The 19,359-nt window shown below is 58.4% G+C and carries 17 protein-coding genes; 8 read left to right on the forward strand and 9 right to left on the reverse strand.

All coding sequences use genetic code 11. The annotated features are described in order from the left end of the window. Positions 1–166: 166 nt before the first annotated feature. Entirely contained in the window at positions 167–1,204 is a 1,038-nt protein-coding gene (locus QCD60_RS03910) for a Glu/Leu/Phe/Val dehydrogenase dimerization domain-containing protein (protein ID WP_279782585.1), read from the forward strand. Between the two features lie 29 nt (positions 1,205–1,233). On the opposite strand, the gene QCD60_RS03915 is transcribed toward QCD60_RS03910, so the two are convergent. Next, complete coding sequence (locus tag QCD60_RS03915; protein WP_279782587.1) at positions 1,234–2,859, reverse strand: methyl-accepting chemotaxis protein; 1,626 nt, start codon at positions 2,857–2,859, stop codon at positions 1,234–1,236. A 209-nt stretch (positions 2,860–3,068) separates the two neighbouring features. Between QCD60_RS03915 and QCD60_RS03920 the strand changes: the two genes are divergently transcribed. Next, positions 3,069–3,779 (forward strand): 16S rRNA (uracil(1498)-N(3))-methyltransferase, encoded by a 711-nt coding sequence (locus QCD60_RS03920; protein WP_279782589.1) that lies wholly within the window; start codon positions 3,069–3,071, stop codon positions 3,777–3,779. 28 nt (positions 3,780–3,807) lie between these two features. Here QCD60_RS03920 and QCD60_RS03925 read toward each other — a convergent pair whose 3' ends face one another. Further along, on the reverse strand, positions 3,808–4,209 hold the full coding sequence (locus QCD60_RS03925) for a hypothetical protein (RefSeq protein WP_279782591.1): 402 nt from the start codon (positions 4,207–4,209) through the stop codon (positions 3,808–3,810). Positions 4,210–4,461: 252 nt separating this feature from the next. Here QCD60_RS03925 and greB point away from each other — a divergent pair, with 252 nt between their 5' ends. Next, positions 4,462–4,974 carry a transcription elongation factor GreB gene (gene greB / locus QCD60_RS03930; protein WP_104152858.1) on the forward strand — a complete coding sequence of 171 codons (513 nt, stop codon included), beginning with the start codon at positions 4,462–4,464 and terminating at the stop codon, positions 4,972–4,974. 78 nt (positions 4,975–5,052) lie between these two features. On the opposite strand, the gene QCD60_RS03935 is transcribed toward greB, so the two are convergent. The 3 genes from QCD60_RS03935 to QCD60_RS03945 form a co-directional block, all read right to left on the reverse strand. Beyond that, positions 5,053–5,913, reverse strand: coding sequence for a GNAT family N-acetyltransferase (locus QCD60_RS03935; protein ID WP_279782595.1), 861 nt, complete (start codon positions 5,911–5,913; stop codon positions 5,053–5,055). A gap of 78 nt (positions 5,914–5,991) precedes the next feature. Continuing rightward, positions 5,992–6,768: a phosphatase PAP2 family protein gene (locus tag QCD60_RS03940; protein WP_279782597.1), complete on the reverse strand. Its 777-nt coding sequence runs from the start codon at positions 6,766–6,768 to the stop codon at positions 5,992–5,994. Positions 6,769–6,953: 185 nt separating this feature from the next. Then, on the reverse strand, positions 6,954–7,583 hold the full coding sequence (locus tag QCD60_RS03945) for a LysE family translocator (protein ID WP_279782599.1): 630 nt from the start codon (positions 7,581–7,583) through the stop codon (positions 6,954–6,956). A gap of 324 nt (positions 7,584–7,907) precedes the next feature. On the opposite strand from QCD60_RS03945, the gene QCD60_RS03950 reads away from it, so the two are divergent. From QCD60_RS03950 to QCD60_RS03965, 4 genes are all read left to right on the forward strand, one after another. Further along, entirely contained in the window at positions 7,908–8,258 is a 351-nt protein-coding gene (locus QCD60_RS03950; RefSeq protein WP_279782601.1) for a hypothetical protein, read from the forward strand. Between the two features lie 147 nt (positions 8,259–8,405). Next, the gene (locus tag QCD60_RS03955) at positions 8,406–9,299 is read left to right on the forward strand and encodes an AraC family transcriptional regulator (RefSeq protein ID WP_279782603.1); all 894 of its coding nucleotides are present in this window, start codon (positions 8,406–8,408) and stop codon (positions 9,297–9,299) included. Positions 9,300–9,513: 214 nt separating this feature from the next. Further along, a complete protein-coding gene (locus tag QCD60_RS03960) occupies positions 9,514–10,965 on the forward strand; it encodes an aldehyde dehydrogenase (protein WP_279782606.1) in 1,452 nt (483 codons plus the stop codon). A gap of 144 nt (positions 10,966–11,109) precedes the next feature. Continuing rightward, positions 11,110–12,792: a diguanylate cyclase gene (locus QCD60_RS03965; protein WP_279782608.1), complete on the forward strand. Its 1,683-nt coding sequence runs from the start codon at positions 11,110–11,112 to the stop codon at positions 12,790–12,792. Positions 12,793–12,813: 21 nt separating this feature from the next. On the opposite strand, the gene amt is transcribed toward QCD60_RS03965, so the two are convergent. The 4 genes from amt to norR form a co-directional block, all read right to left on the reverse strand. After that, positions 12,814–15,027 (reverse strand): ammonium transporter, encoded by a 2,214-nt coding sequence (amt, locus tag QCD60_RS03970; RefSeq protein ID WP_279782610.1) that lies wholly within the window; start codon positions 15,025–15,027, stop codon positions 12,814–12,816. 321 nt (positions 15,028–15,348) lie between these two features. After that, on the reverse strand, positions 15,349–16,083 hold the full coding sequence (locus QCD60_RS03975; RefSeq protein ID WP_279782612.1) for a M48 family metallopeptidase: 735 nt from the start codon (positions 16,081–16,083) through the stop codon (positions 15,349–15,351). A gap of 97 nt (positions 16,084–16,180) precedes the next feature. Continuing rightward, on the reverse strand, positions 16,181–16,423 hold the full coding sequence (locus QCD60_RS03980) for a DUF2835 family protein (protein ID WP_279782614.1): 243 nt from the start codon (positions 16,421–16,423) through the stop codon (positions 16,181–16,183). A gap of 29 nt (positions 16,424–16,452) precedes the next feature. After that, entirely contained in the window at positions 16,453–18,036 is a 1,584-nt protein-coding gene (gene norR, locus QCD60_RS03985) for a nitric oxide reductase transcriptional regulator NorR (protein WP_279782616.1), read from the reverse strand. Between the two features lie 143 nt (positions 18,037–18,179). Between norR and hmpA the strand changes: the two genes are divergently transcribed. After that, positions 18,180–19,358, forward strand: coding sequence for an NO-inducible flavohemoprotein (gene hmpA / locus QCD60_RS03990; RefSeq protein ID WP_279782618.1), 1,179 nt, complete (start codon positions 18,180–18,182; stop codon positions 19,356–19,358). Position 19,359 lies beyond the last annotated feature (1 nt).

Here is a 19,359-nt window from a genome sequence, read left to right on the forward strand (position 1 = left end):
CCGAACACCAACGTTCAGGACAAGCTCCCGCCTAATAACGCCGCCAGCAGTCAGAGCATTGAACTCGGCGCGCAGCAACCGCAGGGACTTTATAGCCAGATCAGCAGCATCAGCAAGCCTGTTCTGTAAACAGGTGACTCAGCACAACAGACAGGGAGCAGAGACCATGATGATCTTTTCTCACCCCAGTTTTACCCGGCATGAACAGGTCAGCTTTATTCAGGATACGGCAACCGGGCTGAAAGCGATTATAGCCATTCACAGCTCACGTCTGGGACCGGCGCTGGGCGGCTGCCGCATGCATGCCTACCGCACCGACGACGAAGCCTTGACCGATGTCCTGCGCCTGTCGGAAAGCATGAGTTATAAGGCGGCGCTGGCCGGGCTTCCTCTGGGTGGAGGCAAATCGGTGATCATCGGCGATCCGAATACCGACAAGACGCCTGCCTTACTGGAAGCGTTTGGCCGGGCGGTGGAGCATCTGGGTGGGCACTATATCGTGGCCGAAGACGCCGGTACGAGTGCAGCGGACATGCGCATCATCTCGCGACAAACCCATCACGTGACGGGCTTGCCAGATCCGCAGCGCGGCACCGGAGATCCGTCACCAAACACCGCTTACGGCGTTTTTCTCGGGCTGCAGGCCGCCGTGCAGGATCGCTTTGGCGATACCTCCTTGCAGGGGATGCAGATTGCAGTACAGGGTCTGGGCCATGTGGGTATGCGCCTGTGTGCTCTGCTGCATGAAGCAGGGGCGCAGTTATGGGTGGCCGACCCTCTGGCCGAGCGGGTCAGACAGGCGCAAGAGCGTTTCAGCGCTCATGTCAGCACACCGGAACAGATTCACAGCACCGCCGTCGATGTCTTCGCCCCCTGTGCCCTTGGCGCCAGTATCAATGACCATACCCTGCCTGAGTTACATGCCGCAGTGGTGGCGGGTGCGGCTAACAATCAGCTACTGCGCCCCGAGCATGGCGATCTGCTGCGTCAGCGCGGCATACTCTATGTGCCGGATTATGTCCTCAACGCTGGCGGTTTGATTGATGTGTACTATCAGCATGAGGAGTTTTACAGCAGTACCAGGGTGAGGGCACACATCGAACGCATCCCCACGACACTGGCAAAAATCTTCGCCACCGCACGGGAGCAGCAGATGGCCACTAACCGGGTGGCCGACCGTCTGGCCAAAACCATGTTGCTGTAAAGCACATCAGGCATGGCGGATAGCCCACACTACAGGCGGAAATGCGCTATCTGCTCGGTCATCTGTACGGCCAGACTGGAGAGTTGATGGCTGGCCACACTGGTCTGGTTGGCACCCGCAGCGGTCTGAATCGACACATCTCTGATTCCCTGCAAACTGGTATCCACCATCCGCGCCACCTGTGCCTGCTGCTCCGTGGCGCTGGCAATCTGCAGAATACGCTGCAACACCTCCTGCATACTGCCATTGATATGCTCAAACACCTGATCAGCCGCCTGCACTGCCGAGGTGGTTTGCTGAGCACGGGTGTTGCTGTTGGCCACGGCGCCTACCACCTTTTGCGTGCCTTGCAAGATGGCACTGACGACCTCTTCAATCTCGCGGGTAGAGCCCTGTGTACGCTGTGCCAATGCCCGTACCTCATCAGCCACCACCGCAAAGCCACGCCCCTGCTCACCTGCACGCGCGGCTTCAATAGCCGCATTCAACGCCAGCAGATTGGTCTGCTCCGCGACGGCACGGATCACATCCAGCGCCTGACTGATGGCGGCAGCCTGCTGTGACAAGTGCTGCACCTCATCGCTGGTGCGACTGATATCACCACTCAGCGCCTGCATGGCACTGACGCTTGCCGCTATCTGCTGACGCCCGCTCTCCACCTTGGACATGGTGGTATCGGTGATAGTCGAGGCCGCACTGGCATTGTCGGCCACATCCTCGATGGCCGTGGTCATCTGATTGATTGCCGTTACGGCCTGCTGCAGCTCGTCGTCCTGCTTCTGCATATTTCTGGCGGCATCATCGGTTACCACACTCAGCTCTTCCGAGGCAGAAGCCAGCTGAGTACTGGAATCCAGAATCCGGTCAATGATGTCGCGCAGCGCCTGCTGCATCGTCGCCAGCGCAGAGTTCATCTGCGTCAGCTCATCACGCCCCTCCACCCTGATGGTGGACGTCAGATCACCCGCCGCCACCGCCGTGGCCATTGTCAGCGCATTGCCGACCGGCCGCGTAATGCTGCGAGTCAGCACCATACCGATGAGAATGCAGAGCAGTACGCTGAACAGTGCCAGCCCCGTACTGAAGTGCAGCGCAAAGCGAAAGCGGCCCTCAGACTCATCCACCGCATTGCGGGCCTCATCCTCACTGACCTGTACCAGAGTCGACAGCTGCTGTGACAGGGTGTCATCCAGTGTCTCCATGGCATTGAGGGTGTCGCTGGCCTGGGCAATCCTGCCCTGCTGCTGCAGCTCCAGCACCTGTTGTTCCTGCTGCCAGTAACGGCTCAACGTCTGCTGAAGGGTGTCATACGCCTGACGCTCGCCGCTGCTGGCCAGAGCGGCGTTGAGTAATTCCAGACTGTGATGGGATTGCTGCAGGGTACTGTCGACTTTCTGTCGCTCATGCTGTTTCTCTGCATCAGTGTCCGCCAGCAGCAGATTGGCCGTGCTGGCCTGCAGTTGCAGCAGACTGGTTTCAACATCGACGGTACGCACAATGGACGGCAGCCAGACGGCCTGCAGCTCCAGCGTCTTGCCGTTCATCTTCTCCATCTGCAGCAATGACATGGAGCCAAGCAGCACCAGCAACAGCACGATGCACAGAAAGCCTGCCAGCAACCGTCCGCCGATAGTGAACCGTCTGATCGCTATCATGTTCCCTCCCGCCAGGTTCAGACCTGTGCGAACAGTGGTAGTTGTATTCCAGGCTCCCTCGGGCAAGTGTAGACGCGGACCACTACCTGTCAAAAATGACAGCTCGCCGTCATGCGCTGGTCGTAACAGCCCCTGACGCTTCCGGTTTCCACCATGCAGCCGCTCTGCGACAATAACCGCCCCTTTCAGCACGGCGACCTTCCTCTGTCATGAATCTGATACTGCTCGAGCCCAGTGACTTTATTTCCGCTACCCACGTCTGCTTACGGGGAAGACGCCAGCAGCATGTACTCGCCGTGCATCAGGCCGAAGCCGGGCAACAGCTCACTGTCGGTCTGCTCAACGGTCAGATAGGAAAAGGGCTGATTACCCAGCTCGATGACACCCAGCTGCACATGGAGGTCAGCCTGACCAGCGATGCGCCACCCGCCCTGCCACTGACCCTGATTCTCGCGCTGCCTCGTCCCAAGATGCTGCGCCGAACCCTGCAGCATGCCTGCACGCTGGGCGTCAGCCGTATCGTGCTGGTCAATGCCGTGCGGGTGGAGAAAAGCTTCTGGCAGACACCCTTTCTGCAGGAGCAGGCTATCCATGAGCAGCTGGTACTGGGGCTGGAACAGGCCCGTGCTACACAACTACCGGAAGTCCTGCTGCGCAAGCGCTTCAAACCCTTTGTGGAAGATGAACTGCCTGCTCTGTGTGCAGGCAACCAGTGTATTGTTGCTCACCCCTATACCGAACAGGCCTGCCCGGTAGCGGACGAGCGCCCGGTCACTCTGGCGGTCGGCCCTGAAGGCGGCTTTGTGCCCTATGAGGTGGATAAGCTGATGGAAGCAGGCTTCAGCCCGGCGCATCTTGGGCCGCGTATTCTGCGGGTGGAAACGGCAGTACCGGTGCTGATCAGCAAACTGTTTTACTGATTGCCTGAATCGGCTGGCGGTGAAGCCCTCAGGCCGTTGCGGAGAAGGTCTGCCGTGATTGCTGAATCTCAGACAGCAGCGGGTTCTGTGAGCTGAGCCCCACCAGCGACATATCGACCTCTGCCGAAGCATTGCTGGCCGGTTGCGGGCGGGTATTCAGCCATGACAGGGTCAACGCCAGTGCGCCGGACTGACGATTCTGCAGCATGGAGGCCATATCCATCACCAGCTCCGGGGTATAGCCATCAATTTCTGTGGGTGGCGTACTTTCCTGTTGCTCAGGCTGATCAAGCTGCTGGAAGCGCGAATCCCACATCGACATCAACCAGGCAAAATGCGCCCCGTTCCCCTGCTGTAACGAGGTACCGAGCTGGCGATCTGCGGCTTCGACGTGCCGTAGTGCCGTTGGGTTGACGATGGGGAGACTCACCTGACTTGCGCCCTTTGTGACAGACGCTAAGATGATCGGCCTGTCAGGGCAAAACTTGACGTCTATCTTCCCTTGGAACCTGTTCACGATCTCGCGCGCTAAGGCCAGTCAAGGCGAAAAGCAATGAGGAAGCGGAGTTTACGGTTTGTAAATCAGCCTTCCGAAGATCTTTTCAACGCCGGTGGCCGACACGCAGCAGGTTGTGCAGACGCTCCAGGTACTGTTCACGACCTTCCCAACGGCTTAAGCACTATGTCCCGATATCGTCCTCCCCGGCAGAAAAGCAGCCCCTATATCACGCCTGAAGGCGACCGCGCCCTGCGTGATGAACTGCACTATCTGTGGCGCGTCAAGCGACCAGAGGTGACTCAGGCCGTTTCTGAAGCCGCCGCACTGGGTGACCGCTCGGAGAACGCAGAGTACATCTACGGGAAGAAGCAACTTCGCGAGATTGACCGGCGGGTGCGCTATTTACAGAAGCGTCTGGATGAGCTGACCGTAGTGCGCCAGCTACCCGACGATCAGGACCGGGTGTTCTTCGGTGCCTGGGTGGAAGTAGAAGATGAACAGGGCAACGCCTTTACTTACCGGCTGGTCGGCCCCGATGAAACCGATACCAGCAAAGGCTACATCTCCATTGATGCACCGATGGCACGACAGCTACTGAAAAAGACCTTCGGCGATCAGGTGTGGGTGGGGCATGAAGAGCACCGTAAGTGCTATGAGATTGTCGATATCCGCTACGTTGGCGCAGGCGATCAGTAACGCCATTAGGCACAAACATCAAAGGCAGGCAGAGAGTACTCTGCCTGCTACTCCAGCTATGTGAGCGTATGCACGCTCCTAGCCCAGCTCAAAAGTCGTCACCCCAAAGACCCCCTCCATGCGTATAGCCGGAGCCTCTCCGGTATACATTCTGGCGGTCTCGAAGACGCTCTGCATGGCCATCCGCTGCGCCAGCGCGACCGCCTGCGGGTGACACTCAGGCACATCAAGATAGAACTCGGCGCCTTCTGGTAACGACATCAACAGCTGTTGCAACAGCCTTTCTGCGATCAGCTGGGAGTCAGCAAACAGCGGACCCACTTTGTAGCCAGACAGACAGGGGCGAATAACGGCAAGACCGCTGATCGCATCATCAGTCAGGCTGACCAGCGCGACACTGTCAGGCTGACCTATCCAGCTGGCCAGAAACTCGCTGCGCTCCGCCGGGAAATAGCGCCGGTCATAGTCAAACAGGGCCTGCCGGTCCACTTCAGTTGCAGTCAGCACCGTCAGTTCAGGGTGGCCGCTCAGCACCGGCAATGCGGCGTCACGCTGCCCATGAAAACGGATATTGCGATAGACCAGACGAAATCCTGAACGTTTGTAGTTGTCCTGCTGAGCGACGACCCCATCCAGCCCGACATTACAGTTGCGCAAGTGGTTCATCCCGGCCTGCCACAGGCGCCAGCCATAACCCCGGCCACGACAGGCAGGAACCACGATATAACAGCCAATAAATCCAAACTGTCCGGGATAGGCGACGGCCGAGATGCAACCAACCTTCTCACCTTCCAGCTCCGCCAGCAGAAAGCCCTGAGGGTCAGCCTGATAGAACGGCTCCGCATCATGCAGGCCGGGATTCCAGCCCTCCGCAGCGGCCTGATCAATCATCCACTGTACTTCTTCAGCCAGCATGGGCCGGATCGTCAACTCTGCCATGGCGTGTTCCTTCTTGGCGGACATGTTTGATCTATCGCCGCAAGGTAGACGAACACGGGCCTGTCTGGCAAATCAGGGTCAACCGCCCAGATAGTTATGCATGTTGACCGGCAGGCGCCAGAGCAGGTAAACCCCGGCCAGAAGCACCATTCCCCAGGGCAAAGTGCGCCCCATCCCGGCGGGCCAGATCAGCAGCGCCCGGCCCTGACGCGCCTCCAGCCAGCGCATGAGACCCAGTGCAGACTGCCATAACCCCGTGACCAGTAACATTGCCCCCACAATGTCGCTGAACCAGTGCACAGCAAAATACAGTCGGCTGGCGCCCACCATCACAGCGTAGAGCGCGAATGCCAGCCGCACAGTCCGGCGCATCCACAGGGAACCATGAGCAGACAAGGCCGTCGCCAGCAGTATTGCCATGATGACGGCGCCACTCATATGCCCGCTGGGGTAGGAATAGGAGTCCGGCAGCCACTCACCGGAGGGGCGACTGACAGCCAGTGCACTCTTGATCTGAATCGTAAGCAGCGTCGTCCCTATCGCCAGCGCTCCCGCCCAGAACAGGGTTGGCCAGCGGCGCTCCCTGAGTAACAGCAATCCCAGTAACCCCAGCAGAATACCGATGCACAGCGGGTCCCCCAGCGTGGTGATAACGATAAACAGGTGATCCGCCAGTGGAGAGTGCATGGCGGCAAACTGCTCTGCCACCCAGGCATTGGCTCTGGCCGTCCCCGCTTCGTGCAGCACCAGCAGAGTCCAGCCGACAAACCCCAGCAGCAATACTGCCGCAAACACCGCGTTCTTTACCCAGCCGCTACCGTGCAGGGGCATTACCACCCCGGACTCCTTAGCCATAGCCTTCCTTCTATGTTCTCTTTTGAATGGCTGGCATTGTGCGTCAGCACTTACGCTGGCCCAAGGCGCTGAAACCTATCGCCAAGAGTTGTAATGGGCTGCATTGTGCTGCTGCAGGCTGGTATTGGGGAGCCAGAAAAGAAAAGGCGCCCATAATAGGCGCCTTGTGCCAACAACCGGGCAGATCAGGCATGTGCGGTCATCAGCATGCCGCCTGCACCGATAAAAAATCCCCCTGTGGTCTTGTTGAGGCGGGCCACGCCACGGGAGGTTTTGACGAAGCGACTGATCTGGCGACCGAACAGGGCATAGACCAGAGATGCCGAATACTCGGCCAGCAGATACGTTGCTCCCAGCCAGACGAATTGCTCCGTCGCGGGCTTCGCGGCATCAATAAACTGCGGAAAGATCGCCGCAAATAGCAGGATGGCTTTAGGGTTGCTGATCCCCACCAGAAACTCCTGCAGCATCAGCCGCCACACACTGCGTTTACGCGCGGTCTCGTTCCCCTCCTCGGCCAGCCCGCTGAACTCCGTGCTACGCCAGGTCTTGATGCCGAGATAGAACAGATAAGCCGCCCCTGCCCATTTCAGCAGCGTAAACGCAGTTTCCGATGCCAGCAGCATGGCTCCCAGACCAATAGCAGATACGGTAAGGAAGATCGTATAGGCAACCGCTCGCCCCGTCGTCGCCGTCACAGCAGTGACGACTCCCTGCCGAATGCCGTTATTCAGAGCACAAAAATTGTTCGGCCCGGGGGTCAGTGCAATCAAAATCGCAACAGGAAAGAACAATACGGCATCCATCAGAGTCATCACGGGCACCTGCATCAGCTATGGGAAGAGAGGGGAAAGGGATTCAACGACGAGGCTCAGTATGGCCCTAAAACCCGTTTCAGCCTATGGGGTTAGCACGATTTGCGTTATTTACATGCCGAAGCCAATTCCCCACTTTTATCCCTGTTCGTAACCTTTTGTTCATAGCTCTTTGAAAACTGGTGCGCCACTTGCATATTAGACTTTAGTAGCGCTTACAGGCAGTTCAGCGTTACTTTCCACCCCATTAAAGCCGAACTGAGGACGTATATCGGTGTGTGGGGCATCCATCCTGCTCAAATACAGTGCAAGAAGCCGACGATCATGAACACAAAAGAATTCGAATGGTTGAACAGCGTACGCGACTCCATCTTCCACCGTCTGCGCGATGAAGCGCAGCACCGCAAGGAAGATCCACACTCCTGGCATGAAGGCCACAACGGGGGACAGGCCATGGTGGAAGCCATGCGCTTTATCGAAAAGGCCCTGTGGCAAATTAATCCGAAGGAAGAGTTTGATATCGCTATTGAGCGTCAGATTGATCTGATCAAACAGCAACGGGCACTCTATCGCCGACTGGACAACGATCCCTACCAATATGGCAACCATGCATTCAGCGAGATGATCAAAGATCTGCAGGGTCTGAAGTGCAGCCCTGTCCCTGAGCATCACTGATTATCTGGTACCAGCTGTTTGTGGGGTGGACAGGCTTCGGCACAGGCCGAAGTCTGCATCATCCATGACCTCCCGTATCGCTGCATGACTGACGCCAGCGTCATTGCAGGTTAGACTCGCGGTAACCCCTGCCAAGGATTGTTTGCCGTGCCAGCGTCGTCTGCTCCTTCCTCCTGCCTTACCCGCCCCCGTCAGGACGTGCATGCCGATCCGCTTTATAGCAACCATCAGCACCGGCAATGGACTCTGAACAGAGATCACCAGCTGCTACTGCTGAGCGCAGGCAGCACAACGGTCGCTGAAGATCAGTTCTCCGGCCCCGCACTAATCTGGTTACCACGTAGTCTCAACCTCAGCCTGAAGCTGCATGCCGGATCAGCAGGGTATCTGCTGGGTTGCAGTGATGCGGCTCTGTGGCAATGTCTGCAGCACCATACCGAACTCAGCGCACTGCGTTATCTGACCCGGGAAACGGTCAGCCTGACGGTGGATGAGCAGCAGCCACTCACCCGGCACCTGCAGCAAAGCTGTCAGGCCATGGTGGAAGAAAGCCGCACACTGAGTGCAGGCTCAACGATCGTGCTCCATGCCCAGCTGACCATAGTACTGACTTACCTGTGGCGCCTGAGCGGCAGCGAGGCTGTGGCCGAAGACAGCCAGAAAGACAGCACCGGGCTGATCCAGCGCCTGCGTTATCTGATCGAGATCCATTATCGCGAACGCTGGCCCGTCGCCCGATATGCACAGATGATGGGCCTCAGTCAGGACCGGCTCTACGCCTGCTGCAAACGTGAACTGGGCCTGTCCCCCGTGCAGCTGCTGCACAATCGGGTGCTGGATGAGGCACGCCTGAGTCTGCAGCGCTCGGTACTGAGCATCGAGCAGATTGCCAGTTATCTTGGTTTTCGCGACAGCGCCCAGTTCAGTCATTTCTTCAAACGTCTGCAAGGCCAGTCACCCAGCCAGTACCGGGCACAGCTGCTCAAACCACGTAAAGCAGCGGGGGCAACCAGTGCCAGCGATTTCTCACATTGGCCCTGATACCTGCGCACCTACCACCGGATTTTGGCAAAAAAGCCTCGAATAATGACATTTCGCACCTGTCCCCGGCTGTGATTTGATGACGGCTCTTGCTTTTGAACGACCTGCATCTGTTCACCATCGGTGAACCTGATCACGATCCCGTAGCAAGCCTCTGACAACAATAACAGTCCGCAAAGCCCGTTCTGGCTTGTGCGACACAGGAGACTCCCGAATGTTGACGACCCAACTGCTGATCAATGGCGAATTCTGCGAAGCACAACAAGGCAGAACCTATGATCGCATCGACCCCATTCTCAACCAGACCGCTACCCGCGCCGCCGCAGCCACGCCCGCCGACGCCGTAGCGGCTGCCCGAGCCGCCGCCGCCGCGTTCCCCGGCTGGTCTGCAACCGCTCCGAATGAGCGCCGGCGCATTCTGCTGAAAGCCGCCGATCTGCTCGAAGCCCGCACACCTGACTTTATTGAAGCCATGCAGGCCGAAACCGGCGCCTCTGCGATCTGGGCAGGTTTCAACTGTCATCTGGCTGCAGGCCATATGCGCGAGGCGGCAGCCCTGACCACGCAAATGACAGGCGAGGTTATACCCTCCGACAAGCCCGGCAGCTTTGCCATGGCCGTACGTCAGGCACTGGGCGTCTGCGTCGGCATTGCCCCCTGGAACGCGCCGGTGATTCTGGGTGTGCGTGCCCTGGCGACACCACTGGCCTGTGGCAATACCGTGGTGTTCAAAGCCTCAGAGCTGTGCCCCAAAACCCATGTACTGATTGCCGATGTTCTGCAGGAAGCAGGCTTACCCAAAGGGGCTCTGAACGTGATCACCAATGCGCCCGAAGAGGCTGCGACAGTGGTGGAAGCACTGATCAACGAGCCCTGTGTTCGCCATGTCAACTTCACCGGCTCGACCCGCGTGGGCCGCATCATCGCCGAGCTGTGTGCCAGCAAGCTGAAGCGCTGCGTACTGGAGCTGGGTGGCAAGGCACCCTTGCTGGTGCTGGATGATGCGGATATCGATGCGGCCGTCAATGCGGCAGCCTTCGGCGCATTCATGAACCAGGGCCAGATCTGCATGTCGACAGAGCGTCTGATTGTCGATAACGCCGTCGCCGATGAGTTTGTCGAAAAACTCAAACTCAAGGCACTGGGGCTGAAAGCAGGCAACCCGCGTACCGAGAATGTACCGCTGGGTTCGATGATCGGCGCCGATGCCGCGGCACGGGTCAAATCCATGGTGGAAGAGTCCGTTGCCAAAGGCGCAGTGCTGGTTGCCGGAGGTCAGGTTGACGGCGCCATCATGCAGCCCACCGTGGTGGATCACATCGTCCCCAGCATGAGCCTGTACCGTGATGAATCGTTTGGCCCCGTGCTCAGCATCATTCGGGTGAACAGTGACGAGGAGGCCATCACCATCGCCAATGACAGCGACTACGGCCTGTCAGCCGCGGTCTTCAGCAAAGACATCAGCCGGGCAATGAATGTGGCTCGCCGCATAGACTCTGGCATCTGCCATATCAACTCCGCCACCGTCCATGACGAAGCGCAGATGCCTTTTGGCGGTGTGAAAGACAGCGGCTGGGGACGATTTGGTGGCAAGGCAGGTATCGCGGAATTCACCGACCTGCGCTGGATGACCATTCAGACGGCCGACAATCACTATCCGTTCTGACAACCTGTCTCCGTCAACGCCGGCCAGCCCACTGGGCTGACCGGCCTCTCTGCTTTATCCCGCCGCGGTTGCTACAGCATTTCAGCTAAAATGTGCTAAACCTTTAGCAGGCTGTTGAATATCCATCGGCGGAAGCTTATTCAGATGACCAGACACAGCGCCAGCCATCAGGAGCAGCAACTGCAACAGCTGCTTGATCAGGCGGAGCAACTACGTTTAAGCGGTAACTATCGACAGGGCAGCATGCTGGCCGGGCAGGCAGCGGAACAGGCCAAAACGCACAACCTGCCACTGCTGGAAGCACAGGCGCGCCAACTACTGGCCGCACAGCTGATCCGGCTGGGACAGTATCAGACCGCCGTAACCGCCTTCAGCCAGGCCATCACGCTGTGGAGTCATTGCCACGTCGAAGACCGGCTGGCAGAAACCCTGACCCAGCAGGCCTTTGCCTACATGGAGCTGGGCCTGTACGAAGAAGCCATGCAGGGGCTGGCCCAGAGTATGGAAATCGCCCGCCGCCTGGATGACACCTACCTGCTGTTCTGGGCGCAGAACCGCATCGGCATCGTCCATGAACAGCTCGGCAACTTCGACAAATCCGTCGCCTTCCTGCTACGCGCGCTCAGCCTGTCAGAGCGACTCGGCGCCGAGGAACGCTTCTGCATCCTCAACAATCTCGCCAGCACCAGCGCTACCCACGCCCGCCATCTCTGGAATGAACATCAGCAGAACAGTGAGCTGTTCACCGATGTGGTCAATCAGGGTCTGGTGCACGCCCGACGTGCCCTGCAGCTGGCACAGGAGGCCAGCCACCCTTACCGGCAGGCCATTTCACTGGCCAACTACGCCATGCTGGGGGTGTTCAACGGGGATCTGGCCCACGCCAGAATGCTGCTTGATCAGTCGACCGCTCTGGCTGCACAGCACGGTTATCAGGCACTGGTGCATGATGCCGAAGTCATTCAGGCTCGTGCCCATCTCTACAGTGGCGACACTCCACTGGCCGTCGCACATTTCGAGCGGCTGCTACCTGCCCTGATCGAACATGCCGAACGCCCTGTACTGCTGACTATCTATCATGAGATTTCCGAAGCCTACGAAACCATGCAGCAGCCACTGAAAGCACTGGAGTATTACAAGCACTATCATCAGCTGGAGCGCGAACAGCGCTCGGTTATTGCCAATACCCGTGCCCAGTTCATGACAGACATGACCGAACTGAGTGAGATTCGCCTCAACGCAGAACGTGCCCATCTCGAAGCAGAGCTGGAGCGGCTGCGGATGCAGGAAAGTGAAGCGGAGAAACAGGCATTACTGCGGACCATCGATGAGCTGGCCAGACAGGCCAATGAAGATGAACTGACTGGCCTTAAAAACCGCCGCTTTGCCAGCCATCACCTGAGGCAGCGGCTACAGCAATTGCAATCCGGGCCCGGCACCGCCTGCCTTGCCCTGCTTGATCTGGACTGGTTCAAGCAGATTAACGACCAGCACGGTCATCCCGTCGGCGATCAGGTGCTACGACAGGTCGCACAGACCATCAGCAGGCAACTGAATGAGCAAAGCCTGCTTGCCCGTTTTGGTGGCGAGGAGTTTGTGCTGCTGACAGGCCTGACAATGCCCGCCATGCAGATCCTGTGCGAACAGATTCGGGTCAGCCTTGGCAGCCAGCGGTTTGGCTCTGGTCGTGAAGCCATTCAGGTCACCCTGTCTATTGGGGTAACGGAGCTGCGTCAGGGTGATACGCCGCATTCAGCTTTGGAACGAGCAGACAAGGCGCTCTATTCCGCCAAAGCCAGCGGCCGGAATCAGGTCGCCAGCAGCTGATCAGGACAAATACTGACGGAATCAGCTCGTTATTGTTTCCTGCTCCACCCGGTTACGCCCATGGGCTTTGGCGCGGTACAGCGCCTGATCAGCACGCCGCAGCAGGGTTTTGTAGTTGGCATCACCGGAATGCAGTACCGCCATGCCGATGCTGACAGTAATGTGCAGCATTTCACCGTCAGGCAGTGCAACCGGATGGCGGGCGATGGCCTCACACATGCGCTCAGCTGCCGTGCGGGCACCGTCGTGATCAGTCTCCGCCAGCAGAATGGCAAACTCCTCACCGCCCATACGCCCCACCACATCGATACTACGCAGACACAGGCGAATGATCTGCACCAGCTCCTGCAGCACCCGGTCGCCCGCTTCGTGACCATAGGTATCGTTCACCGCCTTGAAATGATCTGCATCGAGCATCAGCACCGACAACCCGAGCCCGAAACGGCGTGAGCGGCGAATTTCCCGATCAGCCAGCTCAGCAAAGTGGGCCGGATTGGCTGCCCCGGTCAGGGAATCATGGGTAGCGCGCTGTTTGAGCATGGCTTCCACTGCTTTACGGCTGGTGATGTCGTTGAATGACAGACACAGGCATTCGTGCTCATCCAGCCTCATCCGTGAAGCCGACAGCAGCGCATAAAACGCCTGCCCCTTGGCATTGCGCAACTGCACCTCAACATCGGTCACTTTACCCATGGCGGCCGCAGTGTGCAGCACCATGGCTCGTTCACCTTCATCCACCCACAACCGTTCTTCATCCAGCGCCTGCCCCGGTAGCAAGGCAAACATTTCCAGCGCACGGCCATTGAGGTAATTGAGCTGGTGCGTATCGAGATCAAGAATGGCGATGGGAAAGGCTGAACTCTCCAGAATGGTACTGACCCGGCGCTCGCTCTCCTTGAGGTCCTGTGTCATCTCATTCACTTTGGCCAGCACCCGGTTATATTCACGGGCGATCGGCTCGGCCTCGGTTTCAGGCTCTACCTGCACTCCCTGACTGAAGTCCCCCCCCCGCTCATGATCAATCATCTGCGTCAGCAGGTCCTGCGTGGACGTGCTGGCACCGTGCTCGGAAATATTCAGCCCCATGCGCTCCTGCTGCTCGGTAACGCGCAGCGGATGAACCTTGTTGATCAGCCACAGCAATGAATAACTGACGATAAAGGCATAGGCGCCCATGGTCGCCACCCCTTGCAGCTGGATCAGCAGCTGCTGCCAGCGATCATGGGCCATGGGCCAGCCGTCAGGGTCACCCACTACGGCCACCGCCAGCGTGCCCCAGATACCGGGAATAAGATGGGCTGCGACAGCTCCCACCGCATCATCCAGATGGGTACGGTCCATCGCCACCGACGTCAGACAGGCAAGAATACCGGCGATGGCTCCGGCGATGACCGAAGCAAAGGGAGTGAAATGGTCGCAACCGGCGGTCACGCCCACCAGCCCGGCAATAACTCCGTTCATGATCAGCGGCACCTGTGGCAGACGAAACACCAGCCAGGTGAACAGCAATGCTGCCAGCCCACCGGCCGCCCCGCCCATGGCGGTATTGACCAGAATCAGTGGCACCCGCTCGTTGAAGGCCAGCTCGCTGCCGCCATTGAATCCAAACCAGCCAAACCACAGCAGGAACACGCCCAGCACCGCCACCGGCATGTCATGCCCCTGAATGCCTTTGCCTGCAAACCGGCCTGCCCGAGGACCAATGATCATGATCGCCGCCAGCGCCATCCAGCCACCGACGCTGTGCACTACCGTTGAACCGGCAAAATCGTGAAAGCCGACAGCACGCAGCCAGCCGGGCGCATCCTCCGTGCCGCCCCAGGCCCAATGCCCGGTGACCGGATAGATCAGCCCGGCCAGTACCAGTGCAGCGAGGAAGTAACCGGTGAAGCTCATGCGCTCAGCAACCGCTCCCGACACGATGGTGGTGGAGGTACCGCAGAACACCAGCTGAAACAGGAAGAATGCCATGGTGTAGGCATCACTGCTGATCTCATGCACCGTTTGGGTGCCCGCCAGCCCCAGCAGTGACGGGCCAAACATCACACCATAACCCACCAGCCAGAACACCAGCGAGGCAATGCAGAAATCAACCAGATTCTTGATGGCCACATTGATACTGTTCTTGGCCCGTACCAGACCGCTTTCCAGCGCACAGAAACCGGCCTGCATTGTGCTGACAAGAATGGCACACAGGATGATCCAGACAATATCAATCTTGGTATTTGGATCCATACATCACACCTTCAGGGTGGCAAGCCAGCCTCATTTGCCCGTCGTCAGATTACCCAGAATCTGTTAACGATGAGCTACACGTCGGCCATATGGCGTTGGCAGACAGCACGTTTTGTCGAGCAATAATGGTGCATTGCTCACGCAAGTCAGGCCTGCTGCGGAAGGAGAGGTACAGATTTGGCGCAGGATAAGGCCCGACTGCAATTACGAACCTGATTCATCTGCATATACAAGAAACCTGCCAAGACACAGGCGGGATAAGGAAGTCACAGAAAGTTCAAAAACGGAGGCCGGAGCACATCAGGCTCCGGCCATCACACATTACAGCAGAGACTGGATGTGCTTGATGCGATCAGAAGTGGCCGGGTGCGAATCCAGCATGCTATGGCTGCCGCTTTCCAGTGCCATCAGCTTCTGCATGGCAGTGATGTTGGCTTTGGCATTCCATTTGTGACGCTTCATGAAGGAAACCGAGTAACCATCCGCTTCGGACTCCTGCTTCTGGGAAAACTGCGCATTCAGCAGTTCTTCAGAGAAGTCGGCCAGCTCACTCTGGTTCAGCAGCGCGGCCGTGCCACCTGTAGCACTGGCACCCTGACGGGCAGCGGAGGCCGCCAGCGCCATCTGTGTCGCCTTTTTGCTATGGCCCAGTTTCACGTGGCCAATTTCATGACCGATGACCGAACGCACTTCGTCATCCGTCATGCGGTCGAGCAGCCCGCTGTAGACTCGCACGGTGCCGTTGGCCATGGCAAAGGCGTTCACTTCCTTGGTCTCATAGACGCGGAAGTTCAGCGCCAGACCGTCTTCATTGGTCACCCCTTTGACGATACGCGCCAGACGCTTACTGTATTTGCTATTGGGGGAGGACAGCTTGTTGCGGCTGTCATAGTAGACCGCCGCCTGATCTGCCATACGTTTGGCATCCTCATCGCTGAAAGTGGCCGCATGAAAAGCCGTCTCTGCCGCGCCGATGGAAGCAGTATTAATGACACCATTCTGTACGCAACCAGCCATAACAGAGGCCAGTGCCACTACGATCAGTGCTTTCTTCATGATTCACATCCCATGTGATTACAAAAGGACGCGCATGATAACAAATTTTTTACATTTTTAAACACTGTGCACGAAGTTGGGTTTCGCCTCAGCCGCCTTACTCACGCTGCAGAGAGATAAAGCCATTGTTCATGTCGGTGCGTAAAACAAAGCGCCCCTGAATACCACTGTGCCCCACCAGCGGCCGCAGCTTATCCACCCCCAGCTGCAATACGATGCCACTGTCGGTGCGCACCCTGAGAAACCGAGCCTGGCCCCGATACATGCGCATCAGCTCATCCTGAGGAATATTGAGGGAAAAACGGTACTCCACCACATTCACAGCGTCTTCTCCTGCCATGCTCAAATCATCGGCCTGTTGTCAGTGCCTCAGGTCTTCATCCCCAGCCGTCGTGCCAGACGATGCAGATTGGCCCGATCAACCCCAAGAATTCGCGCCGCAGCGGACCAGTTGCCCTGCTGCTCCGCCAGAATGGCCTGAATCATCTGCGCCTGATACTGCTCTGTCGCCTGACGCAGATCCAGCCCCTGCCAGCCCGGTTCTTCAAACACCGCTCCCGGCAGGGACGCCGCTGCGTTGTCATTGCTCACCGATATCAGGGGGGCATCCGCCAGATCCAGCTGGGTACGGCATATTTCAATGGTACGGCTGCCACCGGCATGCACACTCAGCGCTTTAAGCGCAGCGCGGCTGAGCGCGTGTTCCAGCTCGCGCACGTTGCCCGGCCAGCGGTAGCTCAGCAGCGCCTGCTGGGCTTCATTGCTTAGGCGCAGCGCAGCCACCCCGAGCCGGATCCGGTTCTGTTCAAGGAAGTAGCCTGCCAGCTGCAACACGTCTCGCCCGCGCTCGCGCAGTGGGGGCACCTGCAAGGGGTAGACACTGAGGCGATGATAGAGATCAGCGCGGAAGCGCCCGGCCCTGACCTCCTCCTGCAGCTGGCGATTGGTGGCAGCGATAATGCGTACATCGACACGATGATCTTTGTCGCTGCCCAGACGCTGAATCTGCCCGCTCTGTAACACGCGCAGCAGCTTGGCCTGAATACTCAGGGGTAACTCTCCGACCTCATCGAGAAACAGCGTGCCGCCATCGGCCAGCTCGAACTTGCCAGCCCGCTCAGTCACCGCGCCAGAAAAGGCACCCCGGGCATGGCCAAACAACTCGCTCTCAGCCAGCGTCTCGTTAAGCGCGGCGCAGTTGAGGCTGATCAACGGCTGACGGGCGCGATCTGACTGCCGATGCAGTGCCTCGGCGACCCGTTCCTTGCCTACGCCGGTTTCACCCAGAATCAGTACCGCCAGCGAAGACGAGGCTACCAGGGCAATTTCGTCCTGCAGTGCGCGCATCACCGCGCTATTGCCAATCATGTCCTGCTCAGCACGGGACTGCAGCATAGCCTGACTGACCTGCTCCGAATGGGCCGCCCGCTGTGACAAGGCGTGCATGCGCTCGGCCGCCGCCACACTGGCCGCCGCCAGCTGCATCATGATCTCAAGCTCAGTCATGTCAAAGCCGTCGAAATGGCCCGGCTGCAACGCATCCAGCGTCAGCACGCCCCACAGCCGGTTATCCAGATACAGAGCGCAGCCCATACAGTCATGCACGTCCAGCGGGGTCTGCGCATCCTCCTGCGGCACCTCGACCAGACCATCATAAGGATCAGGCAGGTCGCAGTCGGCGGCAAAGCGTAACGGCACTCGCTGCGCGGCAATGGCCTGCAGACGGGGGTGATGGGCCAGACTGAAACGCCGCCCGAGCGTATCTTCACTCAGCCCAAAGACAGCAACCGGTACCAGCGTATCCTGCTCCAGCCGCAACAAGGCGCAGGCGTGGCAGGGGAAACGCTGGGTAATGCAGTCCAGCACCCGTTGATAGCGTTCCTGATCGGGCAGGTCACGGCTCAAATCCGCCACCAGCGACAGCACATCGGCCATGTCAGCAAGCGATGTCATAAACACCTCATGTATCAGAATGACTACAAAAAAATTGAAGTCATAATGACCACACAAAATACAAATTATTGATTTTATTGAAAATAATTAATGGCACGAAGGTTGATATAGCTCATACAGACATCAACTCAGGAGCATAAACCATGCTGTCCGCCACCACCCGTGACATTGTGACTCAGACCGTACCTGTACTGGAAGCCGGCGGGGAAGCTCTCACCCGCCACTTCTACAACTACATGCTGAGCCACTACCCCGAGGTGCGCCCGCTGTTCAATCAGGCCAATCAGGTCAGTGGCACCCAGCCGCGCGCCCTGGCCTCGGCGATTCTCAACTACGCCAAACACATTAACCGGCTGGAGGCATTGGGCCCGCTGGTAGGACAAATCGTCAGCAAGCACGTATCACTGCAAATTCTGCCGGAACACTATCCGATTGTTGGCACCTGTTTACTGCAAGCTATCAAAGATGTGCTGGGCGATGCCGCCACCGATGACATCATCAATGCCTGGGCCGAAGCCTATCAGTTTCTGGCTGATCTGCTGATTGGTGCTGAAGAGAAAGTCTATGCCGGGAATGCAGAAGCCGCAGGCGGCTGGCGTGGGGCGCGGGCATTCCGTCTGGTACGCAAGCAGGTGGAAAGCGACGAAATCACGTCATTCTATTTTGAGCCGGTGGATGGCAATCCCATTCTTGCCCACCAGCCCGGTCAGTACATCGGCCTGCAGGTCTGGGTTGATGGCGTCGAGCAGCGTCGCAACTATTCCCTCTCCGCTGCCCCCAACAGCCACTACTATCGCATCAGTGTTAAACGTGAAGCACAAGGCGCGGTATCTAACTATCTGCATGATCAGCTGTCACCCGGACAGACAATCAACCTGTTCCCGCCCACCGGCGAACTGCTGCTGCAGCCCGGTAGCGGCCCGGTAGCACTGCTCAGCGCTGGCGTTGGCATCACCCCGACTCTGCCGATCCTGCAGCAGGCCCTGTCAGCAGGTCGTGATGTGGTGTTTATTCACTACGCCCGTCACCGTGGAGTGGAAGCCTTCCGCGACGAACTCGACCAGCTGCAGGGCAAATACCCTGCACAGCTGCAGCGTTATCGGGTGCTGGAGCAACACGATGAGGAAGATCAGGCCGATGACACCGGCCGTATCTATATCGAACAGCTGCAACGCTGGTTGCCTGACCATGAGGCGCTGCAGGCATACTTCATTGGCCCCGCTCCCTTTATGCAGGCCGCCCGGCACCTGTTAAAAGATATCGGCGTCAGCGAAGACCGCCAGTTCTATGAGTTCTTCGGCCCGGCTCAGGCCCTGAACTGAT

Origin of the sequence: Pokkaliibacter sp. MBI-7, assembly GCF_029846635.1 — a bacterium.
In the GTDB taxonomy this organism is placed as follows: Bacteria; Pseudomonadota; Gammaproteobacteria; order Pseudomonadales; family Balneatricaceae; genus Pokkaliibacter.

Coding starts and splice junctions, on each gene's coding strand:
- QCD60_RS03910 (WP_279782585.1), top strand. CDS start 167: ATGATGATCTTTTCTCACCCCAGTTTTACCCGGCATGAACAGGTCAGC.
- QCD60_RS03915 (WP_279782587.1), bottom strand. CDS start 2,859: ATGATAGCGATCAGACGGTTCACTATCGGCGGACGGTTGCTGGCAGGC.
- QCD60_RS03920 (WP_279782589.1), top strand. CDS start 3,069: ATGAATCTGATACTGCTCGAGCCCAGTGACTTTATTTCCGCTACCCAC.
- greB (WP_104152858.1), top strand. CDS start 4,462: ATGTCCCGATATCGTCCTCCCCGGCAGAAAAGCAGCCCCTATATCACG.
- QCD60_RS03935 (WP_279782595.1), bottom strand. CDS start 5,913: ATGGCAGAGTTGACGATCCGGCCCATGCTGGCTGAAGAAGTACAGTGG.
- QCD60_RS03940 (WP_279782597.1), bottom strand. CDS start 6,768: ATGGCTAAGGAGTCCGGGGTGGTAATGCCCCTGCACGGTAGCGGCTGG.
- QCD60_RS03945 (WP_279782599.1), bottom strand. CDS start 7,583: ATGACTCTGATGGATGCCGTATTGTTCTTTCCTGTTGCGATTTTGATT.
- QCD60_RS03950 (WP_279782601.1), top strand. CDS start 7,908: ATGAACACAAAAGAATTCGAATGGTTGAACAGCGTACGCGACTCCATC.
- QCD60_RS03960 (WP_279782606.1), top strand. CDS start 9,514: ATGTTGACGACCCAACTGCTGATCAATGGCGAATTCTGCGAAGCACAA.
- QCD60_RS03965 (WP_279782608.1), top strand. CDS start 11,110: ATGACCAGACACAGCGCCAGCCATCAGGAGCAGCAACTGCAACAGCTG.
- amt (WP_279782610.1), bottom strand. CDS start 15,027: ATGGATCCAAATACCAAGATTGATATTGTCTGGATCATCCTGTGTGCC.
- QCD60_RS03975 (WP_279782612.1), bottom strand. CDS start 16,083: ATGAAGAAAGCACTGATCGTAGTGGCACTGGCCTCTGTTATGGCTGGT.
- QCD60_RS03980 (WP_279782614.1), bottom strand. CDS start 16,423: ATGGCAGGAGAAGACGCTGTGAATGTGGTGGAGTACCGTTTTTCCCTC.
- norR (WP_279782616.1), bottom strand. CDS start 18,036: ATGACATCGCTTGCTGACATGGCCGATGTGCTGTCGCTGGTGGCGGAT.
- hmpA (WP_279782618.1), top strand. CDS start 18,180: ATGCTGTCCGCCACCACCCGTGACATTGTGACTCAGACCGTACCTGTA.